The sequence below is a fragment of the Streptomyces sp. NK15101 genome, assembly GCF_020400725.1.
Lineage (GTDB): Bacteria > Actinomycetota > Actinomycetes > Streptomycetales > Streptomycetaceae > Streptomyces.
On the sequence record NZ_JAINVG010000017.1, the window covers coordinates 85,367 to 112,163 of the forward strand.

Sequence of the window (26,797 nt, forward strand, 5' to 3'; positions counted from 1 at the left end):
GCGCGGGCCCGGGCACGCCGACGAACCGACGAGGGGACGAGATGCTCAACCGACGTGTGCTGCTGGGGGCCGGCGGCGCGGTGGCTACTGCCGCGGCCCTGGCCTGGCCCATACGGGTGGCGACCCGGCCGGAGGTGCCGGCCGCCGCCGGCGGGCACGCCCACACCGGGTCCGAGCACATCCTGCGCATGGGCAAGGCGGCGATGGCCGCGCCTCGCCAGGCCGCCGAGCCGTTCACCGTGCGCATGCCCGTGCCGCAGGTCGCCCGTCCCGTGCGCCGCACCTCCGACACCGACGTCTACGAACTTGACCTGCGGCCCGCACAGGTGGAGATCCTGCCCGGCACCACGACCGCGGCCCTCACCTACGACGGGACCTTCGTCGGCCCCACCATCAAGGCCAAGGAGAACCGTAAGGTCCAGGTCACGTACGTCAACCGGCTGGACAAGCCGGCCAACGTGCACCTGCACGGCGGCCACGTCCCGCCGGAGAGCGACGGCTATCCCATGGACCTCATCGGCATCGGGTCCGCGCACACGGTCGAGTATCCCAACCGGCAGGCCGGCGCCACGCTCTGGTACCACGACCACACGCACCACCAGGAGGCGGAGCACGTTTACCGCGGCATGCACGGCTTCTACCTGATCGAGGGAGCCGAAGAGCGCGCGCTGGGCCTGCCCACCGGCCGCCACGACGTGCCGATCATGCTGCGTGACGCCCACTTCGACGCTGCCGGAGGTCTGATCCTCGACGTCGAGCACCCCGAAGCACGTTCCACGCTGCTCGCCAACGGACGGCCGCTGCCCTACTTCCCGGTCGACGCCGCGAAGTACCGCCTGCGGCTGCTCAACTCCTCCATCCACAAGATCTTCCAGCTCGACCTCGGCGGTGTGGAGATGCTCCAGATCGCCTCCGACGGCGGCCTGCTGCCGGAGCCCGTCCCCCGTACCTCCCTCACCCTCGCCCCGGCCGAGCGGGCCGAGATCGTCGTCGACTTCGCCCGCCACCCCATCGGCAGCAAGCTGGTCCTGTCCGACACCAAGGGCCCCGTGATGCGTTTCGACATCACCCGCCGCGTTTTCGACACCGCCCGGGTCCCCGGCACGCTCCGCCCGCCGGCAGCGCTGCCCGCCCCGGCGACCACCCGTCGGATCAAACTCGGCGTCGCCCCCTCCAAAATGGCCTACGCCATCAACGATCTGACCTGGGACGAGAACCGCGTCGACGCCCGGATCCCGAACGGCACCAGCGAGATCTGGGAGATCTACAACGCCGACACCGTCGACTCCGAGTTCGGCGGCATCGACCACACCTTCCATCTGCACCTCGTGCAGTTCCGGGTCCTCGACCGAGACGGCAGGCCCCCGCTGCCCGGCGAGTCCGGGTGGAAGGACACCGTGCTCGTCCGCCCGGGCGAGCGCATCCGTATCCAGGCCACCTTCACGGGCTGGCCGGGCCGATACGTGTACCACTGCCACATGCAGGAGCACAACGTCGCCGGGATGATGGCCCAGCTCGAGATCGTCCCCTAGCCCGCCGGCCAGGCGAACCAGACGAGAGGCGCAACGATGACGACGAGGACGCTGGTACGGGCCGTGCTGCGGGGTTCGCTGCGCGACATCCACCATGTGAAGGCCGTCGCCCGGAGCCGTGCCGGGGGCTTGGCCGCCGCCGTGTACGAGCGGGCCGAGCGGGAGTTCGGGGTGATCGCGCCGCCGCTGGCGCTGCACTCCGCCTCCCCCGGGCCGCTCGCGGCGAGCTGGCTGCTGCTGCGCGAGTCCCTGCTGGTCGACGGGCGCGTCGACCGGGCGGTCAAGGAGGCCGTGGCGACCGAGGTGTCCCGCGCGAACTCCTGCTCGTACTGCGTCGACGTCCACCAGGCCACCGTCGAGACCCTGCCGCCCGCCGCGCCCGGCACCCCCGGTGAGCGGGCCGCCGCCTGGCTCGCCGCCACCCCGGCCGACCGCGGCCCGGCGCCCTTCACCGCCGACGAGGCGCCCGAGCTCCTCGGGGTGGTGCTCACCTTCCACTATCTGAACCGCATGGTCGGTGTCTTCCTCGACGACTCGCCCGTACCCGAGCGGGCCCCCGCCGGCCTGCGCGGCCCGATCCTGCGCACCGTCGCCCGCGCCATGCGCCCGGTCGACGGGCCCCTCACGCCCGGAGCCTGCCTCGACCTGCTGCCGGCCGCTCCTCTGCCGCCGGAGCTGTCCTGGGCGTCACCCAACCCGGCCGTCGCCCAGGCCCTGGCCCGTGCCCACGCCGCCGTCGACGCCGCCGCCCACTGGGTGCCCGCATCGGTCCGCGACCTGCTGACCGGCCACCTGGACGGCTGGGACGGCACCCCGCCCGGCATCAGCCGCAGCTGGCTGTATCCCGAGGTTCTCGGTCTTCCGGCCGCCCAGCACCCCGTGGCCCGCCTCGCTCTGCTCACCGCCGTCGCCCCGCACCAGGTCGCCCCTGCCGACATCACGGCCTTCCGCGTCCACCACCCCGGCGACCGTCACCTCGTCGACCTCACCTCCTGGGCCTCCATGAGGGCGGCGACCGCCCTGACGACCCGCCTGGCAGCGGCGCATCTCGTCTGAAGAGCCGGGACGCGCGGAGTCAGCCACATGACTCGATGCGCAGCCCTGTCCGGAACCAGTCCTCGGCCACCCGGATCCGGGCCTCGGTTTCGGCTCGGTCGGCACCGGTGACCACGAACGCGGCGAGGAAGTCCCCGGAGTGCGAGGCGTCCTGGACGGTCTGGCCGACCTCCGCGTACGTCGTGTACTTCACGACCCCGGGCGGCAGCGTCGCCGGGTCCGGCAGGGACCGCAGCACGCCGGGACGCTTGGTGAAGAGCAGCTGACCGGCGAGCCGGTCGGGGTCCCTGCGCTCCCCGGCGTCGGCGGGCAGTCCGAGCTGCCGGCGGACCGGGTACTCCATCGGGTCGAAGCCGAACAGCACCCGCTGCACGTCCCGCACCCCCGCCCCGCCGGCCCGGGAGGCGGCCTCGCACAGGACGAGCTCGTCGTCGGCGGTGTGGAACACCTCGATGTGGAAGGCGAAGTGCTCGGGCCCCCCGAAGGCGTCGAGGACCCGCTCGCCGAAGTCGACCAGCCGTCGCGCCAGCGGGTCGGCGGTGTCGAGCGCGATGTCCACCCGGCCCTTGCGGTCGCGGAAGTCGGCCAGCGCGTACTGGTACTGAGAAGGCCACAGGGTCGCGATCCGGCCGTCCAGGACGTTGCCGTCGATGTGGCACATCGAGCCCGTGACGAACGCCTCGGCCAGCCACTCCGGCTCCCCGTCCGGGGAGAACAGCTCCGCGTCCCGCGCCCACGCGTCGAGCTCCTCCCGCGTGCGCAGGACGGACACGCCGACGGAGAGCAGGCCCTTGCGGGGCTTGACCACGACCGGCAGCCCGTGGTCCTCGGCGAAGCGGTCGAGGTCCTCGCGCGCACGCAGCAGCACGTGGTCGGCGACGGGGATCCCGGCGGCCTGGGCGACCTGCTTCATCTCCCACTTGTCGCGGTACACCCGAGCGGATTCGGGCCGCTGCCCCGGCAGGTCGTAGCGCTCGCGCAGCGCGGCCGCCCGCTCGATGTCGAACTCCTGGCAGGCGACGACGTCGGTGACACCGAACTCCTCGACGAGAGCGGCGGCACGCTCGGCCACGTGCGGGCCGGTGTCGTAGTCCGTCAGCACCTCGGCGTGCAGATAGGGCGCCTCCGTGGGCAGCTCCTCGCCGAACAGGGCGAGCTGCTCGGCCGAGCCCAGCAGGACGATCTTCTCGCCGCGGTCGGCCAGCCACCGCTCGTAGGGGTTGGCGCGCAGCGAGCCGCGGTGCAGGACGAGCGTGGTCATGCGGAGGTCCCTTCGTTCCAGATGCTGACGTAGCGTTCCCCGGTGTCCGGCAGGATCGTCACGATCGTCCTGCCCGCGTACGCGGGATCGCGGGCGAGCAGCGTCGCGCCGTACACCGCGGCGCCCGAGGAGAGCCCGGTGAACAGGGCCTGCTCGCGGGTGAGCGCGCGGGCCGTGTCCAGCGCCGCCTCGTCGGAGCAGGTGATCACCCGGTCGATGAGCGCGACGTCCGTGGTGGGAGAGACGAAGCCGCCGTTCAGCCCGGGAATGCGGTGGGTCCCGGCAAAGCCGCGGGACAGGACGGGCGAGCCCTCCGGCTCGACCGCCACGATCTCAAGGGCCGGGTTGCGCTCCTTGAGGAAGCGGCCGGCGCCCGTCAGGGTGCCCCCGGTGCCGACCCCGGCGACGAGGACGTCGACCCGGCCGCCCGTGTCCGCCCAGATCTCGGGGCCCGTGGTCTCGTAGTGGGCCCTGACGTTGTCGGGGTTCTCGTGCTGGCGCACGTACCACGAGTCGGGGGTGGCGGCCTGGATCTCCTCGGCCTTGGCGATGGCGCCGGCGAACCGCTCGGCGCTGGGCGTCTGCACGATCTCCGCGCCGAGCGCCGTCAGCAGTCCGATCCGCTCGGGCGTCGCGCTGTCGGGCAGGACGACCACGCAGCGGTAGCCGCGCAGGGCGCACAGCGCGGCGAGGGCGATGCCGGTATTGCCGGAGGTGGCCTCCACCACGGTGCCGCCGGGGGCGAGTTCGCCGCGCCGCTCGGCGCCGCGGAGCATGGCCAGGGCGGCCCGGTCCTTGCTGCTGGCGAAGGGGTTGGCGGCCTCGATCTTGGCGAGGACCTCGGTTCCGGGCGCGCCGTCCGGGAGGGCGAGGCGGACCAGGGGGGTGTTGCCGATGAGTTCTTCGAGCCCGGCGGCGACGCGCCGACGGGGAGGTGCGGTGAGGAGGTCGGTGGTCACCAGAGGACTCCAGGGGTCGTGAAGAGGTCGGGGGAGACGGGGGAGCGGGTCACCAGGAACCCGCGGAGGCGAGCATGCGCACGGCGTCGGGCACCGGCGCGGAGACGGGAGTCGGGTCGGCGTCCCGCCCGGTACCGGTCCCCGTGTCGGGGACCGGCCGCAGCGCGGGCGCCGGCCGGACCACGGGACGCGGCGCGTACACCCGGGCGCCGGGCGGCAGGTCCTCGGTGACGGTGGCCATGGCGCCGATCAGGGCGCGGTCGCCGATGGTGACCGGCCCGAGGACGGTCGCGTTCGCGCCGAGGATCACCCCGTCGCCGACGACCGGATGCCGCCGGGCGCCGGGCGGACGGTGGTTGTCGGTCCACCAGCCCACCGCCCCGAGCGTCACCTGCTGGTAGATCGTCACGTCGTCGCCGACGACGGCGGTCTGGCCGATCACCACGGACGCGCCGTGGTCGATGAAGACCCGGCGGCCGAGCACCGCCCCGGGGTGGATCTCGACGCCGGTACGGCGGCGGGCGACGCGGGCGACGGTCCGCGCGGCCGTGCGCAGGCGTCGGCGGTACAGCCGGTGCGCCACGCGGTGCGCCCACACGGCGGACAGACCGGTGTGGCCGAGGGCCTCCCAGCGTCCGCCGAGGGACGGGTCACGGGCGACGACGACGTCCAGGTCCTCGATCAGGGTGCGCAGCAGACCGGGCTGTCCGGGCATGCCGTCGGCTCCTTTCGGCGAAGTCATCGGTCAGGCGGCCAGGGCCGGCGCGGCCGAGGCCGCCGGCTCGACGTCGATGCGGATCTCCTCGCGCACCAGGCGCTCGCACAGCTCCACCGCGCTGTCGGTGTCGGCGGCCGTGGCGACGACGCTGCCGAGGCGGTCCCAGTTGTCGTTCAGGGGACGTACGGTGTCCCCCGGGCGGACGGAGACCTGGGCGGCCAGCACGTCCGGCCGGGCGCGGACCGCGTCCACCCCCGACACGGCGGTGACGGTTCCCGGCTCGCGCAGCACGGCCCGCATCACGGCGGCCCCCTTCGGGGCCGGCGCCTCGGCGAGCGGCTCGACGAGCCCGAGCGGCCAGGCGGCCCCGTAGGCGATCATGTCGACGCCGTACGCGGCCTCGACGAGCTCCACGATGTTGTCCCCGCCCAGCCGGTTGTGGGACTCGATGACGACCGGGCCGCGCGAGGAGAGCCGGATCTCGGTGTGGCTGGGACCGTCCGTGACGCCCATGGCGGTCAGGAACTCCTCGACCGCGCCGGTCAGCCGCTCCCGGTCGGCGTCGGACAGCCGGGCGGGCACGGCGTGCCCGAGCTCGACGAAGTGCTCCTCAGCGGTCAGCTTCTCGGTGACGGCGACGACGACGTGGCGGCCGGCGAAGCTCAGGGCCTCGACGCTGAACTCGGGTCCGTCGATGTAGGACTCCATCAGGAAGCCGTCGACGGTGAACATGGTAGAACCGCGGTCGGTCCGGCCGCCGTCCAGCTCCCGGACGCGCGCCCACACCCGGTCCAGGTCGTCCGGGCCCTCGGCGCGCAGCAGACCGAACCCGGCGGTGGTGGACACCGGCTTGAGGATGAACGGGTAGCCGGCCCGCTCGCCGAAGGCGTCGAGCGACTCCCGGCCCTCCACCAGGGCGGCGTGGGGCACCGGCAGGCCCCGCTCGGCGAGGTGGCGGCGCATCAGCCACTTGTCGCGCATGCGGCGGCTCACCTCGTAGCGGTGGCCGTCGGTCAGCCCGAACAGGTCGCCCAGCCGGCTCGCCGGGTTCAGGCCGGGTTCGGTGAGCGAGACCACGGCGTCCACGCCGTAGACCGCGCGGGCCGCCTCGGCGAACGGCCGCACGACGTCCCAGTCGGTGTAGTCGACGACGAGCAGCACGTCGGCGGCGTGCGTCTGGTACTCGGTGACCTTGTCGGGGTGCTGGATCAGGACGATCTTGACGCCGAGCGCGGTGAAGCGCTCCACGTGGGCGTCGACGCCGCCGATCAGCAGGACGGTCTTGGCGTTGTTCACGAGAGGGATCCCTTCGGGGCGGCGAGCACGGCCTCGCGGACGTCCGCGCGCAGCAGCCCGCGGACGCGGGCGATGCGCTCGGCGGCCTCGGCGGGGGACTCGGCGTCGACGACGGCGTAGCCGTGGCGGGTGAACGAGCTGGTGGTGGGCGGCAGTTCGTCCCCGGGGGAGAAGGGGAGGTGCACCGCCTGGACGTAGGGCAGCGCGGCGACGGCGTCGAGGCCCTCCAGGGCCTCCAGCCGGCCGGCGGGGAAGAAGAAGAAGCCGACGGACGCGGTGTGCCGGGGGGTGGGCGGCTCGACCGGCTCCCCGGCGAGGGTGCGGAAGATCGCCGCCTCGATGTCGTAGTCGGAGGCCGTCTCGATGAGCAGCGGGATCCGGTCCCCGCCCAGCCGGGTCTGGGACTCGACGATCCGAGGGCCGCGCGGCGTGAGGATGACCTCGGTGTGCGCGGGACCGAAGCGGTAGCCGGCCAGGTCGAGCAGCCCGATCACGACCGCGTGGATCGCGGTCCGCTCGTCCTGCCCGAGCGGGGCCGGGTGGACGTGCGAGGTCTCGACGAAGAAGGGGGCGCCCGTGGTGTGCTTGGCCGTGATGCCGATGACGTGGTGCACGCCGTCGGCGGAGAGGGTCTCCACGCTGAACTCGGGTCCCTGGAGGTACTCCTCGACCAGGTACGGGCCGGCGAGACCGCCCTCCGTGACGCGCCGCGTCCACTCCTCCAGGTCCGCCGCGTCGCGGATCAGGGCGACACCTCGGCTTCCGGAGGCCCGGGCGGGCTTGACGACGACGGGCAGCGGCAGCCGGTCCGTGGCGGCCGCGACCTCCTCGACCGTGTCGGCGGACTCGGCGCGGACGACGGAGAGGCCGTGCCCGGCGAGGAGCGCGCGCATCGCGGCCTTGTCGTTGAGGACGGTGACGGCGGAGGCGGGGTTCGGGGAGACGCCGAGCGCCTCGGCCTCGGCGACGGTCGGGGGCATCGACTCCTCGGCGCCCAGGTGGAGGACGGTGCCGATGCCGTGCGCGCGCACCGTCTCGGCGATGAGCGCGCGCAGACCGGCCTCGTCGGAGAAGTCGGTCAGCAGCAGTTCCCGGGCGTGCTCGGCGACCTCGTCGAGGTACTCCTGCTCGCGCAGCGCCGGGTCCCAGATCGCCCAGACCTCGAAGCCCGCCTCGACGGCCTTGCGGACGAACTGGCTGTAGGGCATCACCATCAGCAGCCGCCTGGGTGCGCCGGTGGGGATCATGAAGGGCTCCATTCTGGTACCGACCGGTCTGAACGGGCGGGTGAAAGGTCCGCGCACGAAGGCGACTTCACGAAGAAGGGCCGACGGGGCGCCGACCGCTTCCGGCACGGGGGCGGGTCGGTATCGTTGCGTCAGATGTCGGGGGCGGGACTCGGTCGGGAGTGCTGCCCGTGTCCGGTCGGCGTCCACGGGAGCGGGCGCCGGTCGGTCAGTCCGTGCCGGCTCTGCGGAAGCGGGTGACGACACGTGCGCCCTGAATGCGGAGCACGTGTCCGAGCGCCTCGTGGTCGTCCAGGTCGCCCGAGTCCAGGGTGACCAGGGCCCGGGTGGCGCCCAGACCGCGCAGTTCGGCGAGGACGGCGGTGAGCAGGGCGAGGCCGATGCCGAGACCGCGGAAGGCGGGTGCGACACCGAGATCCAGGACGCGGCCCTCTCCGGCGGCGGTCCGGGCCAGTGCGTAGCCGACCGGGCGGCCGGACACCTCGAGCAGCAGCGTCACGCCGCCGGAATCGCGCAGTCGCCGCAGGCCCGCGCGGAAAGAGGCCGGATCCTCGGCCTTGGGACCCTTGGACAGGCTGCGCAGGTGCAGGGCGTGCAGGGTGCCCTCGTCCTCCGCGCCGGCCTGCCGGACGACTCCGCCGTCGGGAAGCAAGGGCGGCAGCAAAGGGACCGTCAGATCGATGTCGTACCGCCCCAGGGCGGCACTGCGGACGAACCCCGCCTCCTTCAGGACGGACGGGATCACCGAGTCGCCGTGCAGCACGCCGCCGACGGTGACGGCGTACGGCTTGCCGCGCTCGACGGAGAGCTCGTCGGCGCGGTCGAGCATCAGGCACAGCAGGGTGCGTGCCGCGCTCTCGCCGTGCCGACCCGGAAGGGAGGTCAGCGCGGCGTCGAGGACGTCTCCGCAGGGAGTCATCGCCGCCCAGGCGAGCACCTCGTCGCCGGGGCCGGTCAGGCACCAGCTGTTCTCTGCGCAAGCGGGACGGCTGGTCTCCAGAAGGACGTCCTCCCGGGTGCAGGTGGCCACTCCCGTGATGTTCTCCTCGTAGGAGCGCACCAGCCGGACCAGGCTGTCCAGCGGGAGGTCGGCCGGCCGCCGGATGGCGAGCTGTCCGTGCGGGGTCATGTCTCGTGCCCCCCTTTCCTGGGGGAGTCGGGTCCGGCGGTCGGGCCGGAGCGGTTCTCGTGTCGACGCCGGGTCGGCGGCGTCGGCCGTGGCCGAGTTCAGACGAGCGCGGGCGGGACATCCCCGCGGAGCGCCGGAAGCAGAAATCCGGAATCCAGAGCGACCGCGGAAGGGAATGCGCCGAAACGGAATTCTCTTCTCTCCACGGCGCTCCTCCTCTCTCACCGGCCGTCTGGATTCCGGCGCCGGTACGGGGGTGTCCCGACGTAGTCCTGGATGCTACTGGCCGTCCGTCCGGCGTCGTTCTCCGAGAATGCGCAGTGGATTCGACCGGGTCGGAAGAGAGCACGGACCGAGATGCGCGACGGCTTCGGTGCAAGAGACGCTGACCCCCGCGCCCGACGTACACGGGCAGGTGCAAGGGGGTACGCACATGCGCAGCGGCGTCACCGGGACAGGACTGGAGTCGGCGTTCCCGGACGGTTCCACGGACTGGCCGGAACCCCTTCCGAGATCGTTTCCCGTGGCGGCGGACGCTCTTGTTTCCGGGATTTTCGACGTGCTCCGGCGACACCGGCAGGAATTGCATTCCGTACTCACCCGAGTCGCCACCGCGCAGGCCGCCACCGACGAACAGTTCCGTTCCCTGCGCGCCCTCTCCGGAGCCCCCTGGGAACTGCTGCGGAACGTCCCGCGACGGCTCGGTCGGCTCGCGACCTTCCTGCCGTCCAACAATCTGCTGTACTCCTACATCCTGTTCGGTGTGATCCCGTCGCTCTACAGCGACGAGGTCCGCATCCGGCCGTCGGCCCGTGTCGCGCCCGCCGCCATGGCCGTGCACGAGATCCTCGGGCCGCACCTGCGCGACCTGGGCGGCGGACGGATCATCATGGCTCCCGTCTCGCAGCGTGATTTCCTCGCCGACTGCGTCCGTTCCGACGCCGTCGTCTTCACCGGCCGGCCGGACAACGGCGAAGCGGTCGCCGCCCGCCTGCCCGGCGACACCCTGCTGCTCACCTTCGGGTCCGGGCCCAACCCGGTGGTTGTCGGCCCCGAGGCCGACCCCGACGCCGTCTGCCGCGCCGTGCTCGACGCCCGGCTGTACAACTCGGGCCAGGACTGCCTGTGCACCGACATCGTCTTCGTCCACCGCTCGCTCGTCCGCGAGATCGTGCCCCGGCTCGCCGACGCGCTCGCCGAGGTCCGCGTCGGCGACCGCCGCGACCCCGCCACCCGGGTCGCGCCGCTCGTCTATCCCGACGCGGTGGAGGACGCGGCCGGATTCCTCTCGGCGCACCGCGAGTTCACGGTCCACGGCGGCCGGGTGGACGCGGCGCGACGCGTCGTCGAGCCCACGTTGCTCCACCTGCCGTGGCAGGACGCCTTCCACCCCCCGGAGTTCTTCTCCCCTGTCGTCCTCACCATGGAGTACGACGACCCCCGGCAGGTCGTCCGCTGGCTGCACTCCGCCGAGGAGACCGCCCGTGGCATGTACGTCTCGGTCTTCGGCGAGTCGGCCCTCGTCGGTACGACGCGCATCGCGACCAGCGTGGTCTGCGAGGAGCGCATCACGTTCGACGTGGAGGACGGCAACCGGCCGTTCGGCGGCTACGGGCCACGGGCGGGCAGCGTGCGCCGCGGCGGTACCGTCGCCGGTCGCCCCCTGCTGCTGTCCGCCGAGGCCGGCGTGCGGGCACGGCCGTGAAGGCCGTCCCCGGCCCGGTCACCTCTCGCCACAGCGCCGTCCCGCGCGCATCCGCCCCTTCCCGTTCCCACGATCCCGTCGAGGAGCATCAGTCGTGAGCGTGACCATCGAGAACCATCCCTGGCGCGTCGCCGCCGGGACCCTTGCGGACGCCGGATGCGACGTCGTCATCGGGCTGCCCTCCGACGAGCCCGGTCTGATGGACGCCGCGGAGGCCGTGCCCGGCCTGCGCGTCATCGGCGTGCGGGACCAGCGGGCGGGAGCCTGCGCGGCGATCGGGCACGCCGCCGTCTCCGGGCGGCCCGCCGTCCTCGCCGTCAACTCCGGACCGAGCTTCGCCAACGCCCTCACCGGCCTCCTGGAGGCGTCCTCGCTGGGCGCCCCGGTCGTGGTCGTCACCACCCGCGTCCCCGCCCTCGGCATCGGCCGGGGCGGTTTTCAGCACACCGACCAGGCGGCCATGGCCGCGCCGCTGACCAAGTGGAGCTTCCTCGTGGAGGACCCGCGCCAGCTGATCTGGGCGCTGCGCCGTGCCGTCCACCTCGCGGTCAACGGCGCTCCCGGCGTGGTGCTGGTGGAGATCGCCGACGAGGTGCTGCGGGCCCCCGCCCCCGAGCCGCGGCCCGCCCCGCCGGTGCGGCGGCTGAGGTTCGCCGCCGACGCCAAGGAGGTGCGCCGGGCCGCCGCACTGCTCGCGGCGGCCCGGCTGCCGGTGGTCGTCGCGGGCGGCGGCTGCAAGCCCGCGGGCGCCGGGCCCGCGGTACGGCGCCTGGCGGAGCTGCTGGCCGCCCCCGTCTTCACCACCGCCGCCGGCCGGGGCGTCCTCGACGAGGAGCACCCGCTGGCCTGCGGCCTGGTCGGCCTCTACACCACGCCTCCGGCGGACCGCCTGCTCGCCGACGCCGACGTGGTGCTCGTGCTCGGCTCCCGCCTGGAGGAGACCGCCCGCATGGGATGGGAGAGCCTGGAGGACAAGACCCTCGTGCACGTCGACGTCGACCCGGCCGTCTTCCTCACCGTCCTGGAACCCGAAGTCGCGCTGCTCGGCGACGCCGCCGTGGTGGCCGGCCAGCTCGCCGACGCCCTGGAGGCCGGCCCTCCGGCGAAGACCGCGGCCACCGCGATCCGCCGGGCCGCCGTCACCGCCGTACGCGAGGAAACGCGTGCCTGCCACACCACCGCCGTGACGGACGGCCCGGAGCTGACCGTGTCCGAGGCGCTGCGGCTGCTCCAGGAATCGGTGACCCGTGACGCCACCCTCGTCCAGGAGAACGGGCTGCACGACATGTGGGGCTACCACCACCCCGTGGTGTCCGTCGGCGACCGGGCCCGGGTGATCACCCCCGGCGAGCAGACCATGGTGGGCTTCGGCCTCCCGGCGGCTGTGGGCGCCGGGCTCGCCGACCGGTCCCGGCGCACCGTCCTCGTCTGCGGCGACGGCGCGTTCGAGATGGGTCTTGCCGCACTGCCTACCGCCGCCGAGCTCGGCCTCGGCCTGACCGTCCTGGTCCTGGACAACCGGGGCTACGGCTGGCCCCGCTTCGTACGCGCCGGGGAACAGGCGCCCGACACCCTCACCCGCTTCACCACGCCCTCGCACACCGACGCGGCCGTCCGCGCGCTCGGCGGTCACACCGTGCGGTGCACCACCGCCGCCGAACTCGCCGCAGCCCTCGACGAGGCGGCCAAGGCCCATGCCGAGGGCCGCACCACCGTCATCACGGTGCCGGTCCGCGACACCGACGTCCCCGTGGGCGTGCGCCGCGTCTTCGACACCGCCCCGCACGCCGAGGCCGCCGCATGAGCCCCCGACAGCCGCTGCTGACGGTCGACGGCGAACACGTCCCGCCCGGCCGGCTGGCCCGACTCGTCACCCGCACCACCGGGGAACTCGCCGCGGCGGGCGCCGGACCCGGACGCGCCGCGGCCCTCGCCTCCGACCACCCGCTGACCGCCGTCGTCACCGCGCTCGCCGCCGAGGCCGTCGACGCGCCCCTGCTGCTCGACGGTGCGGCCCCCGCACGCCACATCGCCCCGGCAGCCGTCGTCCACTCCACCGGTTCCGGAGAGCCCGTCGTCGTCGCGGCCGCGCACCCGCTCAGCGTCCCCGAGGAGACCGCCGCCGTCTTCTGGACCTCGGGCAGCTCCGGCGACCCCAAGGCCGTCGCCGTCTCCGCTGCCGCCCTCGCCCACCAGGCCCGCGCCACCGCCGCCCGTATGCGGGTCACGGCCGACGACCGGCTGCTGCTCCCGCTGCCGCTGCGCCACGCCTACGGCTACAGCGTGCTGCGGGTGTGGCGGGCGACCGGCGCCCACCTGTACGCCGAGTCGGGCTTCCACCTGCGCGGTGTCCTGGCCCGGCTCGCGACAGGGGGCATCACCTCCCTCGACGGCGTGCCCAGCATGTACCGGATGCTCACCGCCGAGGCCGTCAAGGACCCCGCCACCGCCCTGCTGCTCGCCGGCCTGCGGATCCGCGGCTGCGGCGGCGACGTCCTCACCCCCGCCCTGTACGACGACTTCCTCGCGGCCACCGGCACACCCCTGCACGACGGCTACGGACTCAGCGAGGCAGGACCCAACGTCGCTCTCAACGCCCCCGACGACCTGCGCCGCGGCACCGTCGGGCGCCTCCTGGACGGCGTACGGGCCCGTCTGGCCGGGCCGGGCCGCGAGATCCAGATCGCGAGCCCGAGCCTGATGCTCGGCTACCTCGACCCGGTCACCGGCGGCCTCGACCGCACGGCGTTCACCGCCGATGGCTGGCTGTGCACCGGTGACACCGGCGCGGTCACCGCGGACGGCTGGCTCACCGTCGGCGGCCGGGTCAAGGAGGTCCTCGTCGTCCACGGCGAGACCGTCGCCCCCACGGTCGTGGAAGACGCCGTACGGGCCGCGGACGGAGTCGTGGACGCCGCGGTCGTCGGCGTCCGCCGCGGCGACCGCGGCGACACCGTCTGGGCCTTCGTGGAGAGCTCCGACGACGACCGGACCGCCGTGGCCGGCCGCGTCGCCGAGGCATGCCGACGCCTTCCCCCGCACGCCCGCCCCCGTACCGTCCACGTCCTCGCCGCCCTCCCCCGTACGGGGAGCGGCAAGTGCGACCGGGTCCGTCTCCGGGCCTGGGCCTCCGATTCGGCGGCGGCATGACGACACGTAGGCGATCGGGCACGCCTGCCGTGCCGACGGCCGTCCCCGGGGCCTGGATGGCCCTGGCCGCGCCCGCCGTACTCGCGGCGCCCGCCGCCGTGGTCGTGTCGGCGGCGTGGGTCGCGGCGGCCTCGCCCGCCGGACCGCCCGCGCTCGCCGCGAACGCCCTCACGGGCGACTCTGCCGGGTGAGCCCCGCCACGGGCCGACGGACGGCGTCCTTCGACCGACCGCCCACCGGGTGACGACGTCACCCGGTGGGCGCCGTCGCCGCACCCGGCCCCCCTCAGGGGGTGTCGGCCCCCTGAGGGGCGGATGCGGCGACGGCCAGGACCTCGGCGACCGTCTCCGGCTCGAAGTTGACGGCGCTGGACCAGCCGCCGATGGTCAGCCGGAACCACACCGAGCTGGTGATCACACCGTCAGGGTGCTGGTCCTCCACAACCTCGTCACCCGGCGACCACCCCTCGGCCCGGTATGCGACGGACGCGTCCGGCATCAGCAGACGGACGACCGGACTGTCCAGGGACGGTCCGGAACGGACGTTTGCGTCACGCCACACGGGCCCGAGCCGGGCGGGCATGACGTGGTATTCAGAGGATGAGGACATAGGAACCACTCCTTGCCGCCGCGCTTCCACGCGCGGTGTGTTCGACTTTCTGCCTGCAACGACGGAATCCGTGCCGCACGGATCAGGCGACGGCACCCAGGACGTTCGCCACGGCGCCGTCGCGGGCACCGCCCAGCCAGACCACCTGGGTCACCATCTCGATCAGCCGCGCCGCGTCGGGCCCGGGCTCGTCGGCGACGGAAGGCCGCGGCGGCACCTGGGAGACGGCGGCGCCCACGGGCGTCGGCCAGCCTCGCAGCGCGTGGCCTATGGTGCGCAGCGTGGTCAGTGTCGAGACCGCGCCCTGCGCGCCCGAGCCGACCGCGACCGTGCCGATGGCGCGTCCCTCCAGGTACGGCACCGGCCCGCCGATGTCGTTGACGTAGTCGAGGGCGTTCTTCAGCAGCCCCGAAACGGTGGCGTGGTACGTCGGCGACACGAGGATCACGCCGTCGGCGGCGCGCAGTTCACCGAGGAAGCCGGCCACGGCCGCGTGCGACCCGGCCAGTCCGGGCCGGTAGGCGGGGAAGTCGATCTCCGCGCCGGTGAAGACACGGGCCGACGCGCCCTGTTCGGCGCACCGCTGGGCACACCATTCGGCCACCTGGTCGCAGGTGGACCCCATGCGCAGCGAGCCGCTGATCAGGACGATGTGCGGTGCCATGGCGGTGGTCTCCTTCTTCGTACGGACGGTGGTCATCAGGGTGGGTGCGGCGCCCCGTTCCGGGCGACGGGACCGCGTCCGGGGTCGCCAGCCGAGGACGTCGACGACGTCGGCGTCCTTGCGCCCGGCGGACCGGATGTGGGCGTTGCGCCGCTCCTCGCCCTCCTGGTCGGCCCCCTGGTCGAGCGAGCCCTGACGGCGCGAGGCCAGGACCACGGCCGCGGCCCGGTCGACGCGCTCGCGGGCGTAGGCGGCGAGGGCGTCGGGCACCTCGTCCTCCGAGGCGAGCGCATCGACGAGCACGGCGGCGTCCTCCAACGCGATGTTGGCACCCTGTCCGAGGGCCGGGACCATCGGGTGCGCCGCGTCGCCGAGGAGCGCCACCCGGCCGTCCACCCAGCGCGAGGTGGGCTCGCGGTCGTGGATGTCGGTGACGACGATGTCCTCCGGATCCGCGTCGCGCACCAGGTCGACGATGGGCGGGTGCCAGCCCTCCAGGGCGTCGAGCAGGGCCAGCCGGGCGCCGGCGGCACCCTTGGCGGGCCACTCCCCGGCCGGCGAGGTGATCTTGGCGGTCCAGTACAGGGTGTCCCCGCCGACCGGGGCGACGAACAGTTGGACGCCGCGCCCGTTGACGACGTACCCGTGTTGCCCGAGGACGGAGCCGGTGGTCCGCCCGCGGACCGAGGTGTAGCCCTGGTAGAGCGGCGGTTCGCCGCCCAGCATCCGGGCCCGGACCGCCGAGTGGATGCCGTCGGCGCCGATCAGCGCATCGCAGTCGACGACGTCCCCGTCGGACAGCGTCACTGCGACGTGCCCGGGGTGCCCGGTGTAGTCCGTGACGGCGGTCGCCAGGCGGACGGCCGCCCCGGCCTTGAGCGCCTCGTCGAGCAGCAGCCGGTACAGGGCGGAGCGCAGGACGGGGATCTGGGGCTCGCCCAGGATGTCGGCGGCGGCGCCGATCGGCTCCTCCGCGAGCACGGTGCCGGACGCGTCCATCAGCACCCGCACCTCGTCGCGCCGGGTGACGTGCCCGACGGCCCGCAGCCGGGCGCCGATGCGCGCGCCCAGGGCGTCGGCCGCCCGCACCCCGTTCGGGTAGAGCACGAGGCCGGAGCCGCCGGCGCTGATCCGCTTCGCCCGTTCGACGACGGTGACGTCGAGACCGCGCGCGGCCATGCCCGCGGCAGCCGCGAGCCCGCCGATCCCGCCGCCCGCCACCACGACGGACCATCTTCTGGCCATGTCATCCCTCCCGGGCGGCGAGCGCCGCCGTCTGTGTGCCGTCCGCGGAAGTCCTGTCCCCGGAGGTTCCGGCCGCGGCCCTCAGCAGACGGCCGTCGTACGCGCCGAAGGCGCCCGAGGCGGCGTCCCACACCGTGCGGCCGGCCCGCAGGGTGCGCTCGACACGGCCGGTGAACGTCCAGCCCTCGTAGGCCGACCAGCCGCACTTGCTCTCCACGTCGTGCGCCGACAGCATCCAGGAGGTGTCGGGCGCGAAGACGACCAGATCGGCGTCGGCGCCCGTCTCGATCCGCCCCTTGCCCGGAAGCCGGAACAGCTCGGCCGGCGCCTGCGACAGATGCCGCACCAGACGGGTCACGGCGACGTCCGGATCCTCGTCGGGCCACCTGCGGCGCATTCCGGTCCACACGGCGACGGCCAGCTCCTGCACGCCGGGCAGCCCCGGCGGCGAGGCGGCGACCGAACGCGTCTTCTCGGCGACGGTGTGCGGCGCGTGATCGCTGCCGAGCGTGGCGAGCTGCCCGCCCGCCAGCGCCCGCCACAGGCGGTCCTGGTCCGCCTGCCCCCGGATCGACGGCGACAGCCGCGTGCGGGCGCCGAGGCGGGAGGTGTCCTCGTCGGTGAACGACAGGTGGTGGCCGGTGACCTCGAAGGTCACCGGGTATCCGGCGGCCTGCGCCGCGCACACCAGGTCGGCCTCCTCGGCGCTCGACAGGTGCAGGACGTGGGCCCGCGTGCCGTACCGCCGCACCAGCTCGATCACCTTGGCGACGGCGACGATGCCGCCGGTGCGCGGACGCCGCCGCTCGTACTCCAGATAGCTGCCCGGCTCCCCCCACCAGGCGTCGAGGAGCGCGAACAGCCCGTCGTCCTCGGCGTGCAGGACGAGCTGCACCCCTCCCTCGGCCGCGGCGGCGAACGCCTTCTCCAGCACCGCCGGATCGCGCACGACGGTGGGCGCCGTGTGGTGGCCGGCCATGAACACCTTGGCGCTGGTCGCCACCGCCGGGTCGAGGTCCGCGAGGATCTCGGGGCGCGCCGGGTCCAGACCGATGTGGAACCGCAGGTCCACCAGCGAACGCCCCTCCACGAGGCGGGCCTTGTCGGACACCGCCTCCGGATCCAGCGTCGGGGGCACCGTGTTCGGCATGTCCAGCACGGTGGTGACGCCGCCGCGGACAGCCGCCCGGCTGCCGTGCTCCCAGTCCTCCTTGTACGTCAGGCCGGGCGTGCGGAAGTGCACGTGCGAGTCGATGAGCCCGGGCAGCACGTAGTGGTCGCCGGCGTCGACGCGCTCCGCCGACGCCGGCGCCGTGTCGGTGTCGACGACGTCGGTGATCCGCCCGCCGGAGACGAGCACGTGGCCCGGGCGCACGCCCTGCGGCGTCACCAGCCTGCGGCCGCTGACCACGAGGTCGGGCACGGGGGTCAGCCGGTCCATGTCGCCGCCACCAGGTCCCGGCACAGGTCGTTGGTCGGCCCCATGAACGCGATGCCGCGCGCGTCGGCGAGCAGCCGCCCGATCCGGGAGCCCTCGCGGTACCCGGCCGAGCCGAGCATCCGCGCGACGTCGAGGCAGACCTCCTCGGCGGCCACGCTCGCGTGGAGCTTGCTGTGCAGCGTGGTCAGACCCGGGTCGGCCGAGGTCCGCGCGCCGGCCCGGGCCACGACGGCCCGTGCCGTCTCGACGCGGGTCGCCAGGTCCACCAGCCGGTGGCGCACGCCCGGCAGGTCCAGCAGGCCGTGCGCCCGCACATGACCGACCGCCAGGTCGAACGCGGCCTGGGCGATGCCCACGGACACCGTGCCGAGGCTGGCGCCCGACTCCCGGACCCCCGCGATGACCGACGCGGCCCCGCCGGCCGGACCGAGCCGGTCCGCGTCCGTGACGACGCAGTCGTGCAGGGCGATCAGCCCGGTCGCCGAGCCGCGCATGCCGGCCAGGTCCAGGCCGAGGTCCGGCACGATCCCGGGATTGTCGGCCTCGACCAGGAAGAACGTCTGGCCGTCCGCCCCGTAGCCCGTCCCGGTGTCGGCCGGACGCGCCGTCTGCACCAGGACCAGGTAGAGGTCGGCGACCCCGGCCCCGGTCGTGAACGTCTTCGAACCGTTCAGCAGCCAGCGGCCGTCCGCGAGCCGCTCGCCGCCGCTGGCCAGGTTCCGCTTGGCCGCCCCGGCCCCGGTCTCGCTCCACGCGGAGGCCGCGAGCCACGTGCCGTCGGCCAGCCGCGGCAGCCACCGCTCCCGCTGCTCCTCGGTGCCCCACTCGGAGATCCGGGCGCTCACGGCGAAGTGCTGGAAGGCGATGATCGCCACCGACGGGTCGACCTGGGCGATCTCCTCGACGACGCGGTTGACCGCCACGGCGTCCCCGCCCGCGCCACCGTGGCGGACCGGAACGGCCGTACCGAGCAGACCGCTCGCGCGCAGCGCCGCCAGCACCTCACGGTCCGGCTCGCCGGCGTGGTCGGTCTTGCCGGCGGATTCGGACAGCCGGGCGCGCAGCCCGGCCGTCAGCAGCGGCCTCATGCCGCCCCCGACAGCGCCAGACATTGGGCGACCTCCTCGAATTGCAGATGGCTCAGGGGTGCCAGGACGAACGACCCCTGGAAGGTGACGTGCTTGCGCGCGACGGTCGCCCACAGCAGGGCGCCCTCGTCTCCGGCGTTCCCGGGGACCGTGGTCACCGCGGTGACGGCCGTCCGTCCGCCGGGAGTGACGATGTCGGTCGGGCCGGTGTCGGCGCTGTTCTCGCGGGCGATGCTCCAGGGCACGGTCCCGGGGATCCGCACCGCGGTGCCGAGGCAGACGACACCGGTCAGGGCGATCGACGGATGCCAGCGCGGCACGGTCACGGCGCGGGCCGCGAGGCCGCCGTCCTCGGACGGCAGCACGGCCGCGATCTTGGGGAAGGCGCCGCCGCGGGGCCAGCCGAGACGGTCGGCGGCGGCGCCCCGGATCGCCTCGAGACGACCGAGCAGCTCGTCGCCCGCGGCGAACAGGGCGCCCTGGTCGGGCACTCCGAGGGTGCGCGCGTCCACGAACGCGTACGCGTTGGCGCTGTTGACGAGCGAGACCTCCACCCGCTCGCCGCCGGCCTCCAGCGCGGTGCGCGGCCGGCCGGCGGGCAGCATGCGACCGAAGGGAACCGGGGACGGCTGGACGAAGGTGACGGTGAAACCGACCCCGTCCCGCTCGACCCGGTCGACCTCGCACACCACGCTGTCCCCGTTGTTGAGGACCTGGACGCGGATCCGCGCCCCCGGCACCAGCCGGGGCAGCATCCCCGAACGCGAGGCGGCCACCACCGCCGACAGGATCGAGTGACCGCACGAGCCGCGCAGGTCGAACCGGTCCGGGGCTCCCGGGAGCGCCTGCACGAAGCGGTAGTCGAGGTCGAACATCGGATGCGCGGACGGCTCGACCAGCGCGATCTTCAGCACGTGCGCCCCGCCCGCGTCGGCCAGGTAGCGGCGGGCCTCCGCGAGGTGCGCGAGCAGCGCCTCCTCGTCGCGCGGGAGCCGCCCTGCGTCCAGGACGAACGTCGGGCAGGGGCTGCCCGACGCGTACGCGAGGTGCCCGATCACGCCGCCACCGCCAGCGGTCTCGTGGCGCCCGGCGGCGTCCCGGTCGCGTCGAGGCGCCGCACGGAGTGCCGGAACTGCTCCTGCCACACCTCGTGCACCAGCAGGGCCCACAGGGCCAGCGACGTGGTGTCGTCGGGCCGGTCGGCCTGCGCGGCGAACAGGGCGTCGACGGCCCGCCCGTCCAGCCGCCCGTCGGCCGCGACCCGCCCCGGCGCCAGCAGGTCCCGGGCGTACTCCCACAAGGAGGTGCCGGGCCGCAGCATCGCCGTCACCGGCAGCGTGAACGGCTGCTTGGGACGGGACAGCACCCGCTCCGGCAGCAGCCCGGCCGCCGCCGCGTAGAGGGTCCGCTTGACCTGCCCGCCCTGGATCCGCTGGTGGTCGGCGAGCGCCCGCCCCAGGGCCACCACCGACCGCTGGCAGAAGGGCACCCGGGCCTCCACCGAGGAGGCCATGCTCAGGTGGTCGACGCGGCGCAGGTGGTACGCGGGCAGGCGCTGCTCCAGCTCGAACCGGGTGATGCGGTCGAGGACCGTGCCGGGGCCGTGGAGCAGATCGTCCCGGGCCGCCGCGGGCAGCGCCGGATCCGCGGCGACATGGGCCCGGTACGCCTCGGTGTACAGCCCGTTCCGCAGGGCCGCCGGCGCCGCGGACAGGGCGTCCAGATAGCCCTCCGACCAGTCCTCGCCCGCGGCGGCGCGCTCGGCCGCGACCCGCATCCGCTCGTAGCCGCCGAACACCTCGTCGGCGGCGTCGCCCGTGAGGGCGACCGTGAAGCCCGCGTCGCGGACCGCCCGGAACAGGGCGAACGTGCTGAGCGCGATCGGGTCGGCGTTCGGCTGGCCCAGGTGCCACACCGTGTCCTCGAGGAGCGCGGGGAAGTCCGCCGGGTCGATCTCCACCTGGTGGTGCGTCGCCCCGGCGCGCTCGGCGACCTCACGGGCGAAGTGCCGCTCGTCGAACGGCCAGGCGCCCCGGTAGGCGATGTTGAACGTGTGCACCGGGCCCCGTTCGGCCGCGAGCGCCGTGACCAGACTGGAGTCCAGGCCGCCCGAGGTGATCAGGGCCACCGGGACGTCCGCCACGAGCAGCCGGCCCACCTCGGAGCGCAGCGCGTGCCGCACCCGCCGCGCCGCGCTGAACCCGTCGCCGGCCTGCGCGGCGGGCAGATCCGCCGCCCGCCGCCGGACACGCGGGATGCCGCCCAGCTCGCACACCCAGGTCGTGCCCGGCTCCAGCACCTCCACGTCCTCGTACACGGTCCGCGTGCCGAACGGGGTACGGGTCGCCAGGTACGCGTCCAGGGCGGACTCCCGCACCCGGCCGCCGATCCCGCCGAACCCCAGCAGCGCCGGCAGTTCGGAGGAGAACCGCAGGGAACGGTCGGCCGCGTCCCACCGGTGGTACAGCGGCTTCATCCCGATGTGGTCGGTGGCAAGGAGCAGCCGGGGCACCTCGCCGCGCGAGTCGACGAGCGCCAGCGCGTACATGCCGTCGAGGTGCTCGGTGAACTCCTCGCCGTACTCCAGGTACAGGGCCGGCAGCACGGAGCCGTCGCAGCGGTCGGGCAGCGAGTGCCCCCGCGCCTCCAGCCGGCGGCGCAGCTCCTCGTGGTTGTAGATCTCCCCGTTGAACACGACCTGCACCGGCCCGCCCCGGCCGTACGGCTGCTCGCCGCCGTCCAGGTCGACGACCGCGAGCCTGTTGTTGCCCAGGCCCCAGTCGGGCGCCTGGGACAGGCCCGTCGCGTCCGGGCCTCCGTGCCGCTGGAGGGCGGCGACGGTCCGCATCTCGTGCGGCGTCGCCACCGTGTTGAAGTAGCCGAAGATCCGGCACATGGCTGCCTGTCTTTCGTGAGGAGGCGACGGATCAGCGGGCCGTCGACAGATAGCGCTCCCCGCTGTCGGGGAAGACGGTGACGACCGTGGCGCCCGCCCAACGCGGGTCGGAGGCCACGGCGCGGCTCGCCCAGGCGGCGGCTCCCGAGGAGACGCCGACGGTGAGGCCGGTGGCCCGGGTGATCTCCCGGGAGGTGACGGCCGCGGCCTCGTCCGGGACCGCGACGACCTCGTCCACGAGGGAGAGGTCGGTGATGTCCGAGACGTAGCCGGCGCCGATGCCGGGGATGCCGTGCGGGCCGGGCTCGCCCCCGGACATCACGGCGCTGCGGGCCGGTTCGACGGCCACCACGTGCAGGGCGGTGCGTTCCTTCAGATAGCGGGCCGTGCCCGTCAGCGTGCCGCCGGTGCCGACCCCGCACACCAGGACGTCGACGCGGCCCCCCGTGGCCTCCCAGATCTCCGGGCCCGTGGTCTCGTAGTGCGCCCGTACGTTGGCCGGGTTGCGGTCCTGGTGCGGCACCCACGAGCCGGGCAGGGTGCGCTGGAGCTCCTCCGCGTACGCCCACGCGGCCATCAGACCGTCCTGATGCGGCACGAGGTGGACCTCGGCGCCCAGCTCCCGGAGGATCAGGCGGCGTTCCTCGGTGGCGTTGTCGGGCATCACGATGACGCACCGGTGGCCGCGGCGGGCGCACAGCGCGGCCAGCGAGATGCCGGTGCTGCCGGAGGAGCACTCGATGACCGTGCCCCCCGTCGGCGGGAGCAGCCCCGCCTCCTCCGCGGCCCGCACCATGAACAGCGCGGCCCGGTCCTTCACGCTGGAGAGCGGATTGGCCATCTCCACCTTGGCGAGCAGCCGCACCGAGCCGGGCAGTCCCGGCAGCGGGACCTCCAGCAGCGGCGTGCGCCCCACCAGGTCCTCCAGCGACCGGGCCGGCGGCGCCACGGCGGCGCCCCCGGGCCGGGTGCTCAGGTCTGTCGTCACGGTTCCCCTCCTCGTCCGGTGCCCGTTCAGGCCGGGCCGGAGCCCCGGGCCGCCGACAGATGCGCGGCGGCGGCCTGCTGCAGGTGGGTGATGTCGCTGGAGACGGTGGCGAAGGTGAACCCCTCGGCGAGCCGCTTGGCGGCGCCCTCCCCGTCCAGGACGTGGATGCCGCAGGCGATGCCGTGGCGGCGGGCCGTCTCCGTGATCCGGACCAGCGCGGCTTCCAGCGCGTCGGCGGCGGCCGGGTCGCCGAACCAGCGGGCCCCGAGCGCGGCCGACAGGTCGGCGGGCCCGACGTACACCGCGTCGAGGCCCTCCGTCGCGCAGATGGCCTCCAGGTCGTCGAGCGCGGCCGCCGTCTCGATCATCACGATGCACGCCACCCGGTCGTCGATCTCGGCGGGCACGGAGCCCAGGCGCAGCTCGGCCCGGACGGGCCCGCCGAGGCTGCGCGTCCCCGCCGGGTGGTGCCGGCAGGCCCGTACCGCGGTCCGTGCCTGCTCGGCGCTCTCGACCATCGGGACGACGACGCCGCGCGCTCCGGTGTCGAGCGCGATGCCGATCGCGACCGGGTCCGGCGCGGGCACCCGGATGATCCCGGCGGAGCGGCCGCGGGCGTCCACCGCCAGCATCGCCGCCTGCCAGCCGGGCTGGTGCAGCACGCCGTGCTGGCCGTCCACGCCGATGTAGTCGTAGCCGAGTCCGGCGATCCGCTCGGTGCCGGCCGGGTTGTCCAGGGCGATCCAGTAGCCGACGAGGCGCTCGCGGCCGCGCAGCCGCGCGGCGAACGCGTCCGGGCCGTGGGACGGGGAGGCCTCCACGCTCACTCGCCGGCCTTCAGCGCGTAGCTCCGCTTGCCGTCGAGGCCGACGGGCACGTCGCCGGTGATGGACACCCGGTGCAGCACCCGCTGGTGCCGCCCGTAGTCGTTGACCGCGTAGTGCTGGGTGTTGCGGTTGTCGAAGACGAGGACGTCGCCGGGCCGCCAGGTCCAGCGCGCGGTGTTCTCCGGCCGCCGCACGTACGACTGGAGCACGTCGATGATCGGCCGGGACTCGCGCGGCTCCATGCCCACCAGCCACTGCGCGAAGCCGCCGAGGAACAGGCTCGGTTCGCCGGACTCCGGGTGCACCCGCACCACGGGGTGGGCGGCCTCGAACCGGCGGGCCAGGAACGCCGCGCGCACCTTGTCCCCGCGCTCGGTCCCCAGCCGCGGCTGCTCCGCGTGGTTGGTGTGCACGGCCCAGAGCCGGTCGGCCACCTCGCGCAGTTCGGCCGGCAGGTCCTTGTAGCCGGCGGCCGCGTTCGCGACCATCGTGTCCCCGCCGTACGGGGGCAGCACCACGCTGCGCAGGGTCGTGCCCAGCGACGGGGCGGTGGTGAAGCTGATGTCGGTGTGCCAGTGGTCGGCACGCTGGTCCTCGCCGTCGACCGGGATGACCTGGGGGGTGCCGTCGACCGTCCGCATCATCGGGTGCGTCTGGGTGAGCGGGCCGAACCGGGCGGCGAAGGCGAGCTGGTGCTCGTCGCTGATGTCCTGGTCCCGGAAGAACAGGACCTTGTGCTCCAGGAACGCGGCGTGGATCTGCCCGAAGACGGAATCCGACAACTCGGTGGAGAGGTCGATGCCCGTCACCTCCGCGCCGATCTTTCCGCCGATCCTGCGTATGTCGAAGAGGGACACCGGCATTCCTTCCGAACCTGTCAGGAGACCTGTGCTCCCGTGCTGGGATGGCCGCGCGGGCATCGGGCGCGATACGCCGTCCCGGCACGGGAGTAGAACCCGGCGGTCGGACGGGACCGGCCGGGCAGGACGGCGCCGATCACATCACGGGCCGGAAATCGGCGGCAACAGGACGCGGAATTGCGAAGCGACTTCACCAACTCGCTCCCGTCGCACGGGAAAAGGAGCCGGGAAACCGGCCGACTTGTTCAAGTCGTTCTTCTCCGGCGGTCCCCGCTTGCCTGCCCTCCGGCGTTCCGGGGATTCTCGGACCGCCGCGCTCGCGCCCTTGAACCGTCATCTGCAGAAAAGGACCGCCGACATGCCGGTGATCACCGTCAACTGGTGGCAGGGCAATGACAGAGGAGCCCGGAGGGAGCTGGTGGCGGGCATCACCGATGTCGTCACCCGGGTCTCCGGGTGCCCGGACGACGCCGTCACCGTCATCGTCCGTGACGTGGCCCCGGACCACTGGGGCAGGGGCGGTCGCCTCGTCGACGAACCCCGCTCCCCGCGGGGCCTGCAATGACACTGGGCTCCCTGCATCCGAACATCAGGCTGCGGATCGTCGTCGGCTTCGTCCAGCGGCTGCTGTCCGTCATGCTCATGCCGCTCCTCGTCATCCACCTGGCGAACCTGTACGGTCCCGCCGTCGCCGGTGTCCTGACCGTCTGCGTCGCGGCGGCCGGCATCGCCTCCAACTTCCTCGGCGGACACTTCGCCGACGTGTACGGCCGCCGCCCCGTCATGGTGGCGGGCGAGCTGGGTGCCACCCTCACCTTCGGCCTGCTCGCCCTGGCGAACTCGCCCTGGTGGACGTCCGGCGTCGCCACCTTCGCCCTGTTTCTGCTCAACACCTGCTGCTCGCAGCTGGCCACCCCGGCCGCCGACGCGATGATGGTCGACGTCTCCACCCCCGAGAACCGCCCGCTCGTCTACACGATCAACTACTGGTCGATCAACCTCGCCTTCACCGCGGGCGCGCTCCTCGGCGGCTTCCTCTACGACGGCCACTTCCTCCAGCTGTTGACCGGCGCGGCCGCGCTGTGCCTGCTGACCACGGCGGTGATGTGGCGCTGGATCAGCGAGACCGCCCCGACCAGCGGCAAGGCGGCCGCGACCGGGCTTGCCGCGATGCTGCGCGGCTACCTCGCCGTCGCCCGGGACCGGGTCTTCCTCCGCCAGCTGGTCGCGGCCGCGCTGATCGCGGCCGTCGAGATGCAGATCGGCTACTACATCGCCGTCCGCCTCGCCCGTGAGTTCCCGGAGCAGACGCTCCTGGCCGTGGGCGACTGGAGCGTCAACGTCGACGGCGTCGCGATCCTCGGCGTCCTGCGGGCCGTCAACGCGGCCCTGGTCGTCGCCCTCATCCTCGTCGCCAAGACGCTGCTGGCGCGCGTGTCCGAGCGCGTCAGGCTGTACGGCGGCATCGCGGTCTTCACCGTCGGCTACATGGTCTGGGCCGTGAGCGACGTGGGCTGGATCCTCATCGCCGCCGCGGTCCTGCTCACCTTCGGCGAGATCGCCAGCGTCCCGGTGCGGCAGGCGCTGCTGGCCGACCTGATCGACGCCGAGGCCCGCACCAAGTACATGGCGGCGTACGCGCTCAACGCCCGGATCGGCCTGCTCGTCGCCGCCCTGTGCGTCACCCTGGGCGCGTTCGTCCCCTCCCTCGCCATGGGGCTGCTGTACGGGACGGCCGGGCTCGCCGCGATCCTCCTCTACCGGTCCCTGCTCGCCGTCCGCGCCGTCCGTGAGGCCGAGAAGGTCACCGTCCCGGTGGCGTGAGGTGACCAAGCAGCACCGGATCCGCGGCACCTTCCGTGACTCGGCCAAGTCCGCTTGCCGGGCGGGAGCGGTCGCGGATCTGATGCACCCCATGACGAAACGGCTGTTCACCTCGGAGTCGGTGACCGAGGGCCACCCGGACAAGATCGCCGACCAGATCAGCGACGCCATCCTCGACGCGCTGCTGGACAAGGACCCGGCGGCCCGCGTGGCCGTCGAGACGCTGATCACCACCGGTCAGGTCCACGTCGCGGGCGAGGTCACCACGTCCGCGTACGCGCCGATCGCCCAGCTGGTGCGGG

24 protein-coding genes are annotated in these 26,797 nt (G+C 74.0%); 9 read left to right on the top strand and 15 right to left on the bottom strand.

From position 1 onward, the window contains the following. Positions 1-41 precede the first annotated feature (41 nt). Positions 42-1,532 carry a multicopper oxidase family protein gene (locus K7G60_RS12500; RefSeq protein ID WP_225800925.1) on the top strand — a complete coding sequence of 497 codons (1,491 nt, stop codon included), beginning with the start codon at positions 42-44 and terminating at the stop codon, positions 1,530-1,532. A 36-nt stretch (positions 1,533-1,568) separates the two neighbouring features. Continuing rightward, positions 1,569-2,588 carry a carboxymuconolactone decarboxylase family protein gene (locus K7G60_RS12505; protein ID WP_225800926.1) on the top strand — a complete coding sequence of 340 codons (1,020 nt, stop codon included), beginning with the start codon at positions 1,569-1,571 and terminating at the stop codon, positions 2,586-2,588. 19 nt (positions 2,589-2,607) lie between these two features. Here K7G60_RS12505 and K7G60_RS12510 read toward each other — a convergent pair whose 3' ends face one another. From K7G60_RS12510 to K7G60_RS12535, 6 genes are all read right to left on the bottom strand, one after another. Further along, positions 2,608-3,849, bottom strand: a complete 1,242-nt coding sequence (locus tag K7G60_RS12510; RefSeq protein ID WP_225800927.1) for an ATP-grasp domain-containing protein — start codon at positions 3,847-3,849, stop codon at positions 2,608-2,610. Further along, on the bottom strand, positions 3,846-4,808 hold the full coding sequence (locus K7G60_RS12515) for a PLP-dependent cysteine synthase family protein (protein WP_225800928.1): 963 nt from the start codon (positions 4,806-4,808) through the stop codon (positions 3,846-3,848). Before K7G60_RS12515 ends, K7G60_RS12510 begins: the two co-directional genes overlap by 4 nt. Before the next feature lie 49 nt (positions 4,809-4,857). After that, a complete protein-coding gene (gene epsC / locus K7G60_RS12520; protein WP_225800929.1) occupies positions 4,858-5,523 on the bottom strand; it encodes a serine O-acetyltransferase EpsC in 666 nt (221 codons plus the stop codon). Positions 5,524-5,553: 30 nt separating this feature from the next. Then, a complete protein-coding gene (locus tag K7G60_RS12525; protein WP_225800930.1) occupies positions 5,554-6,822 on the bottom strand; it encodes an ATP-grasp domain-containing protein in 1,269 nt (422 codons plus the stop codon). Further along, positions 6,819-8,069 (bottom strand): ATP-grasp domain-containing protein, encoded by a 1,251-nt coding sequence (locus tag K7G60_RS12530; protein WP_225800931.1) that lies wholly within the window; start codon positions 8,067-8,069, stop codon positions 6,819-6,821. Before K7G60_RS12530 ends, K7G60_RS12525 begins: the two co-directional genes overlap by 4 nt. A gap of 208 nt (positions 8,070-8,277) precedes the next feature. Beyond that, the gene (locus K7G60_RS12535) at positions 8,278-9,198 is read right to left on the bottom strand and encodes a GNAT family N-acetyltransferase (RefSeq protein ID WP_225800932.1); all 921 of its coding nucleotides are present in this window, start codon (positions 9,196-9,198) and stop codon (positions 8,278-8,280) included. A 583-nt stretch (positions 9,199-9,781) separates the two neighbouring features. Between K7G60_RS12535 and K7G60_RS12540 the strand changes: the two genes are divergently transcribed. From K7G60_RS12540 to K7G60_RS12555, 4 genes are all read left to right on the top strand, one after another. Then, positions 9,782-10,903, top strand: coding sequence for an aldehyde dehydrogenase family protein (locus K7G60_RS12540; RefSeq protein ID WP_225800933.1), 1,122 nt, complete (start codon positions 9,782-9,784; stop codon positions 10,901-10,903). A gap of 94 nt (positions 10,904-10,997) precedes the next feature. Then, the gene (locus K7G60_RS39150; protein ID WP_225800934.1) at positions 10,998-12,707 is read left to right on the top strand and encodes a thiamine pyrophosphate-binding protein; all 1,710 of its coding nucleotides are present in this window, start codon (positions 10,998-11,000) and stop codon (positions 12,705-12,707) included. Next, complete coding sequence (locus K7G60_RS12550; protein ID WP_225800935.1) at positions 12,704-14,053, top strand: class I adenylate-forming enzyme family protein; 1,350 nt, start codon at positions 12,704-12,706, stop codon at positions 14,051-14,053. Before K7G60_RS39150 ends, K7G60_RS12550 begins: the two co-directional genes overlap by 4 nt. Further along, complete coding sequence (locus tag K7G60_RS12555) at positions 14,050-14,244, top strand: hypothetical protein (protein ID WP_225800936.1); 195 nt, start codon at positions 14,050-14,052, stop codon at positions 14,242-14,244. The genes K7G60_RS12550 and K7G60_RS12555 overlap by 4 nt, the downstream gene beginning before the upstream one ends. Before the next feature lie 94 nt (positions 14,245-14,338). Here K7G60_RS12555 and K7G60_RS38840 read toward each other — a convergent pair whose 3' ends face one another. From K7G60_RS38840 to K7G60_RS12595, 9 genes are all read right to left on the bottom strand, one after another. Beyond that, entirely contained in the window at positions 14,339-14,470 is a 132-nt protein-coding gene (locus K7G60_RS38840) for a hypothetical protein (protein WP_263985820.1), read from the bottom strand. A 274-nt stretch (positions 14,471-14,744) separates the two neighbouring features. Beyond that, positions 14,745-16,571: an NAD(P)H-dependent oxidoreductase gene (locus tag K7G60_RS12560; RefSeq protein WP_225800937.1), complete on the bottom strand. Its 1,827-nt coding sequence runs from the start codon at positions 16,569-16,571 to the stop codon at positions 14,745-14,747. A 1-nt stretch (position 16,572) separates the two neighbouring features. Then, positions 16,573-18,012, bottom strand: coding sequence for a dihydroorotase family protein (locus K7G60_RS12565; protein WP_225800938.1), 1,440 nt, complete (start codon positions 18,010-18,012; stop codon positions 16,573-16,575). Continuing rightward, positions 18,000-19,100, bottom strand: coding sequence for an acyl-CoA dehydrogenase family protein (locus K7G60_RS12570; protein WP_225800951.1), 1,101 nt, complete (start codon positions 19,098-19,100; stop codon positions 18,000-18,002). The genes K7G60_RS12565 and K7G60_RS12570 overlap by 13 nt, the downstream gene beginning before the upstream one ends. Further along, on the bottom strand, positions 19,097-20,158 hold the full coding sequence (locus K7G60_RS12575) for a PrpF domain-containing protein (protein WP_225800939.1): 1,062 nt from the start codon (positions 20,156-20,158) through the stop codon (positions 19,097-19,099). The genes K7G60_RS12570 and K7G60_RS12575 overlap by 4 nt, the downstream gene beginning before the upstream one ends. Continuing rightward, positions 20,155-21,996, bottom strand: a complete 1,842-nt coding sequence (gene asnB, locus K7G60_RS12580) for an asparagine synthase (glutamine-hydrolyzing) (protein WP_225800940.1) — start codon at positions 21,994-21,996, stop codon at positions 20,155-20,157. The genes K7G60_RS12575 and asnB overlap by 4 nt, the downstream gene beginning before the upstream one ends. A gap of 31 nt (positions 21,997-22,027) precedes the next feature. After that, positions 22,028-22,984 (bottom strand): PLP-dependent cysteine synthase family protein, encoded by a 957-nt coding sequence (locus K7G60_RS12585; protein ID WP_225800941.1) that lies wholly within the window; start codon positions 22,982-22,984, stop codon positions 22,028-22,030. A 26-nt stretch (positions 22,985-23,010) separates the two neighbouring features. Next, positions 23,011-23,805, bottom strand: a complete 795-nt coding sequence (locus tag K7G60_RS12590) for an HpcH/HpaI aldolase/citrate lyase family protein (protein ID WP_225800952.1) — start codon at positions 23,803-23,805, stop codon at positions 23,011-23,013. A 2-nt stretch (positions 23,806-23,807) separates the two neighbouring features. Then, complete coding sequence (locus K7G60_RS12595; protein ID WP_263985821.1) at positions 23,808-24,674, bottom strand: TauD/TfdA family dioxygenase; 867 nt, start codon at positions 24,672-24,674, stop codon at positions 23,808-23,810. 355 nt (positions 24,675-25,029) lie between these two features. On the opposite strand from K7G60_RS12595, the gene K7G60_RS12600 reads away from it, so the two are divergent. From K7G60_RS12600 to K7G60_RS12610, 3 genes are all read left to right on the top strand, one after another. Further along, positions 25,030-25,236, top strand: coding sequence for a 4-oxalocrotonate tautomerase family protein (locus K7G60_RS12600; RefSeq protein ID WP_225800943.1), 207 nt, complete (start codon positions 25,030-25,032; stop codon positions 25,234-25,236). Further along, positions 25,233-26,495 carry an MFS transporter gene (locus K7G60_RS12605; RefSeq protein ID WP_225800944.1) on the top strand — a complete coding sequence of 421 codons (1,263 nt, stop codon included), beginning with the start codon at positions 25,233-25,235 and terminating at the stop codon, positions 26,493-26,495. Before K7G60_RS12600 ends, K7G60_RS12605 begins: the two co-directional genes overlap by 4 nt. Before the next feature lie 91 nt (positions 26,496-26,586). Continuing rightward, on the top strand, positions 26,587-26,797 hold a 211-nt coding region (locus K7G60_RS12610; protein WP_225800945.1), incomplete at its 3' end, for an S-adenosylmethionine synthetase N-terminal domain-containing protein.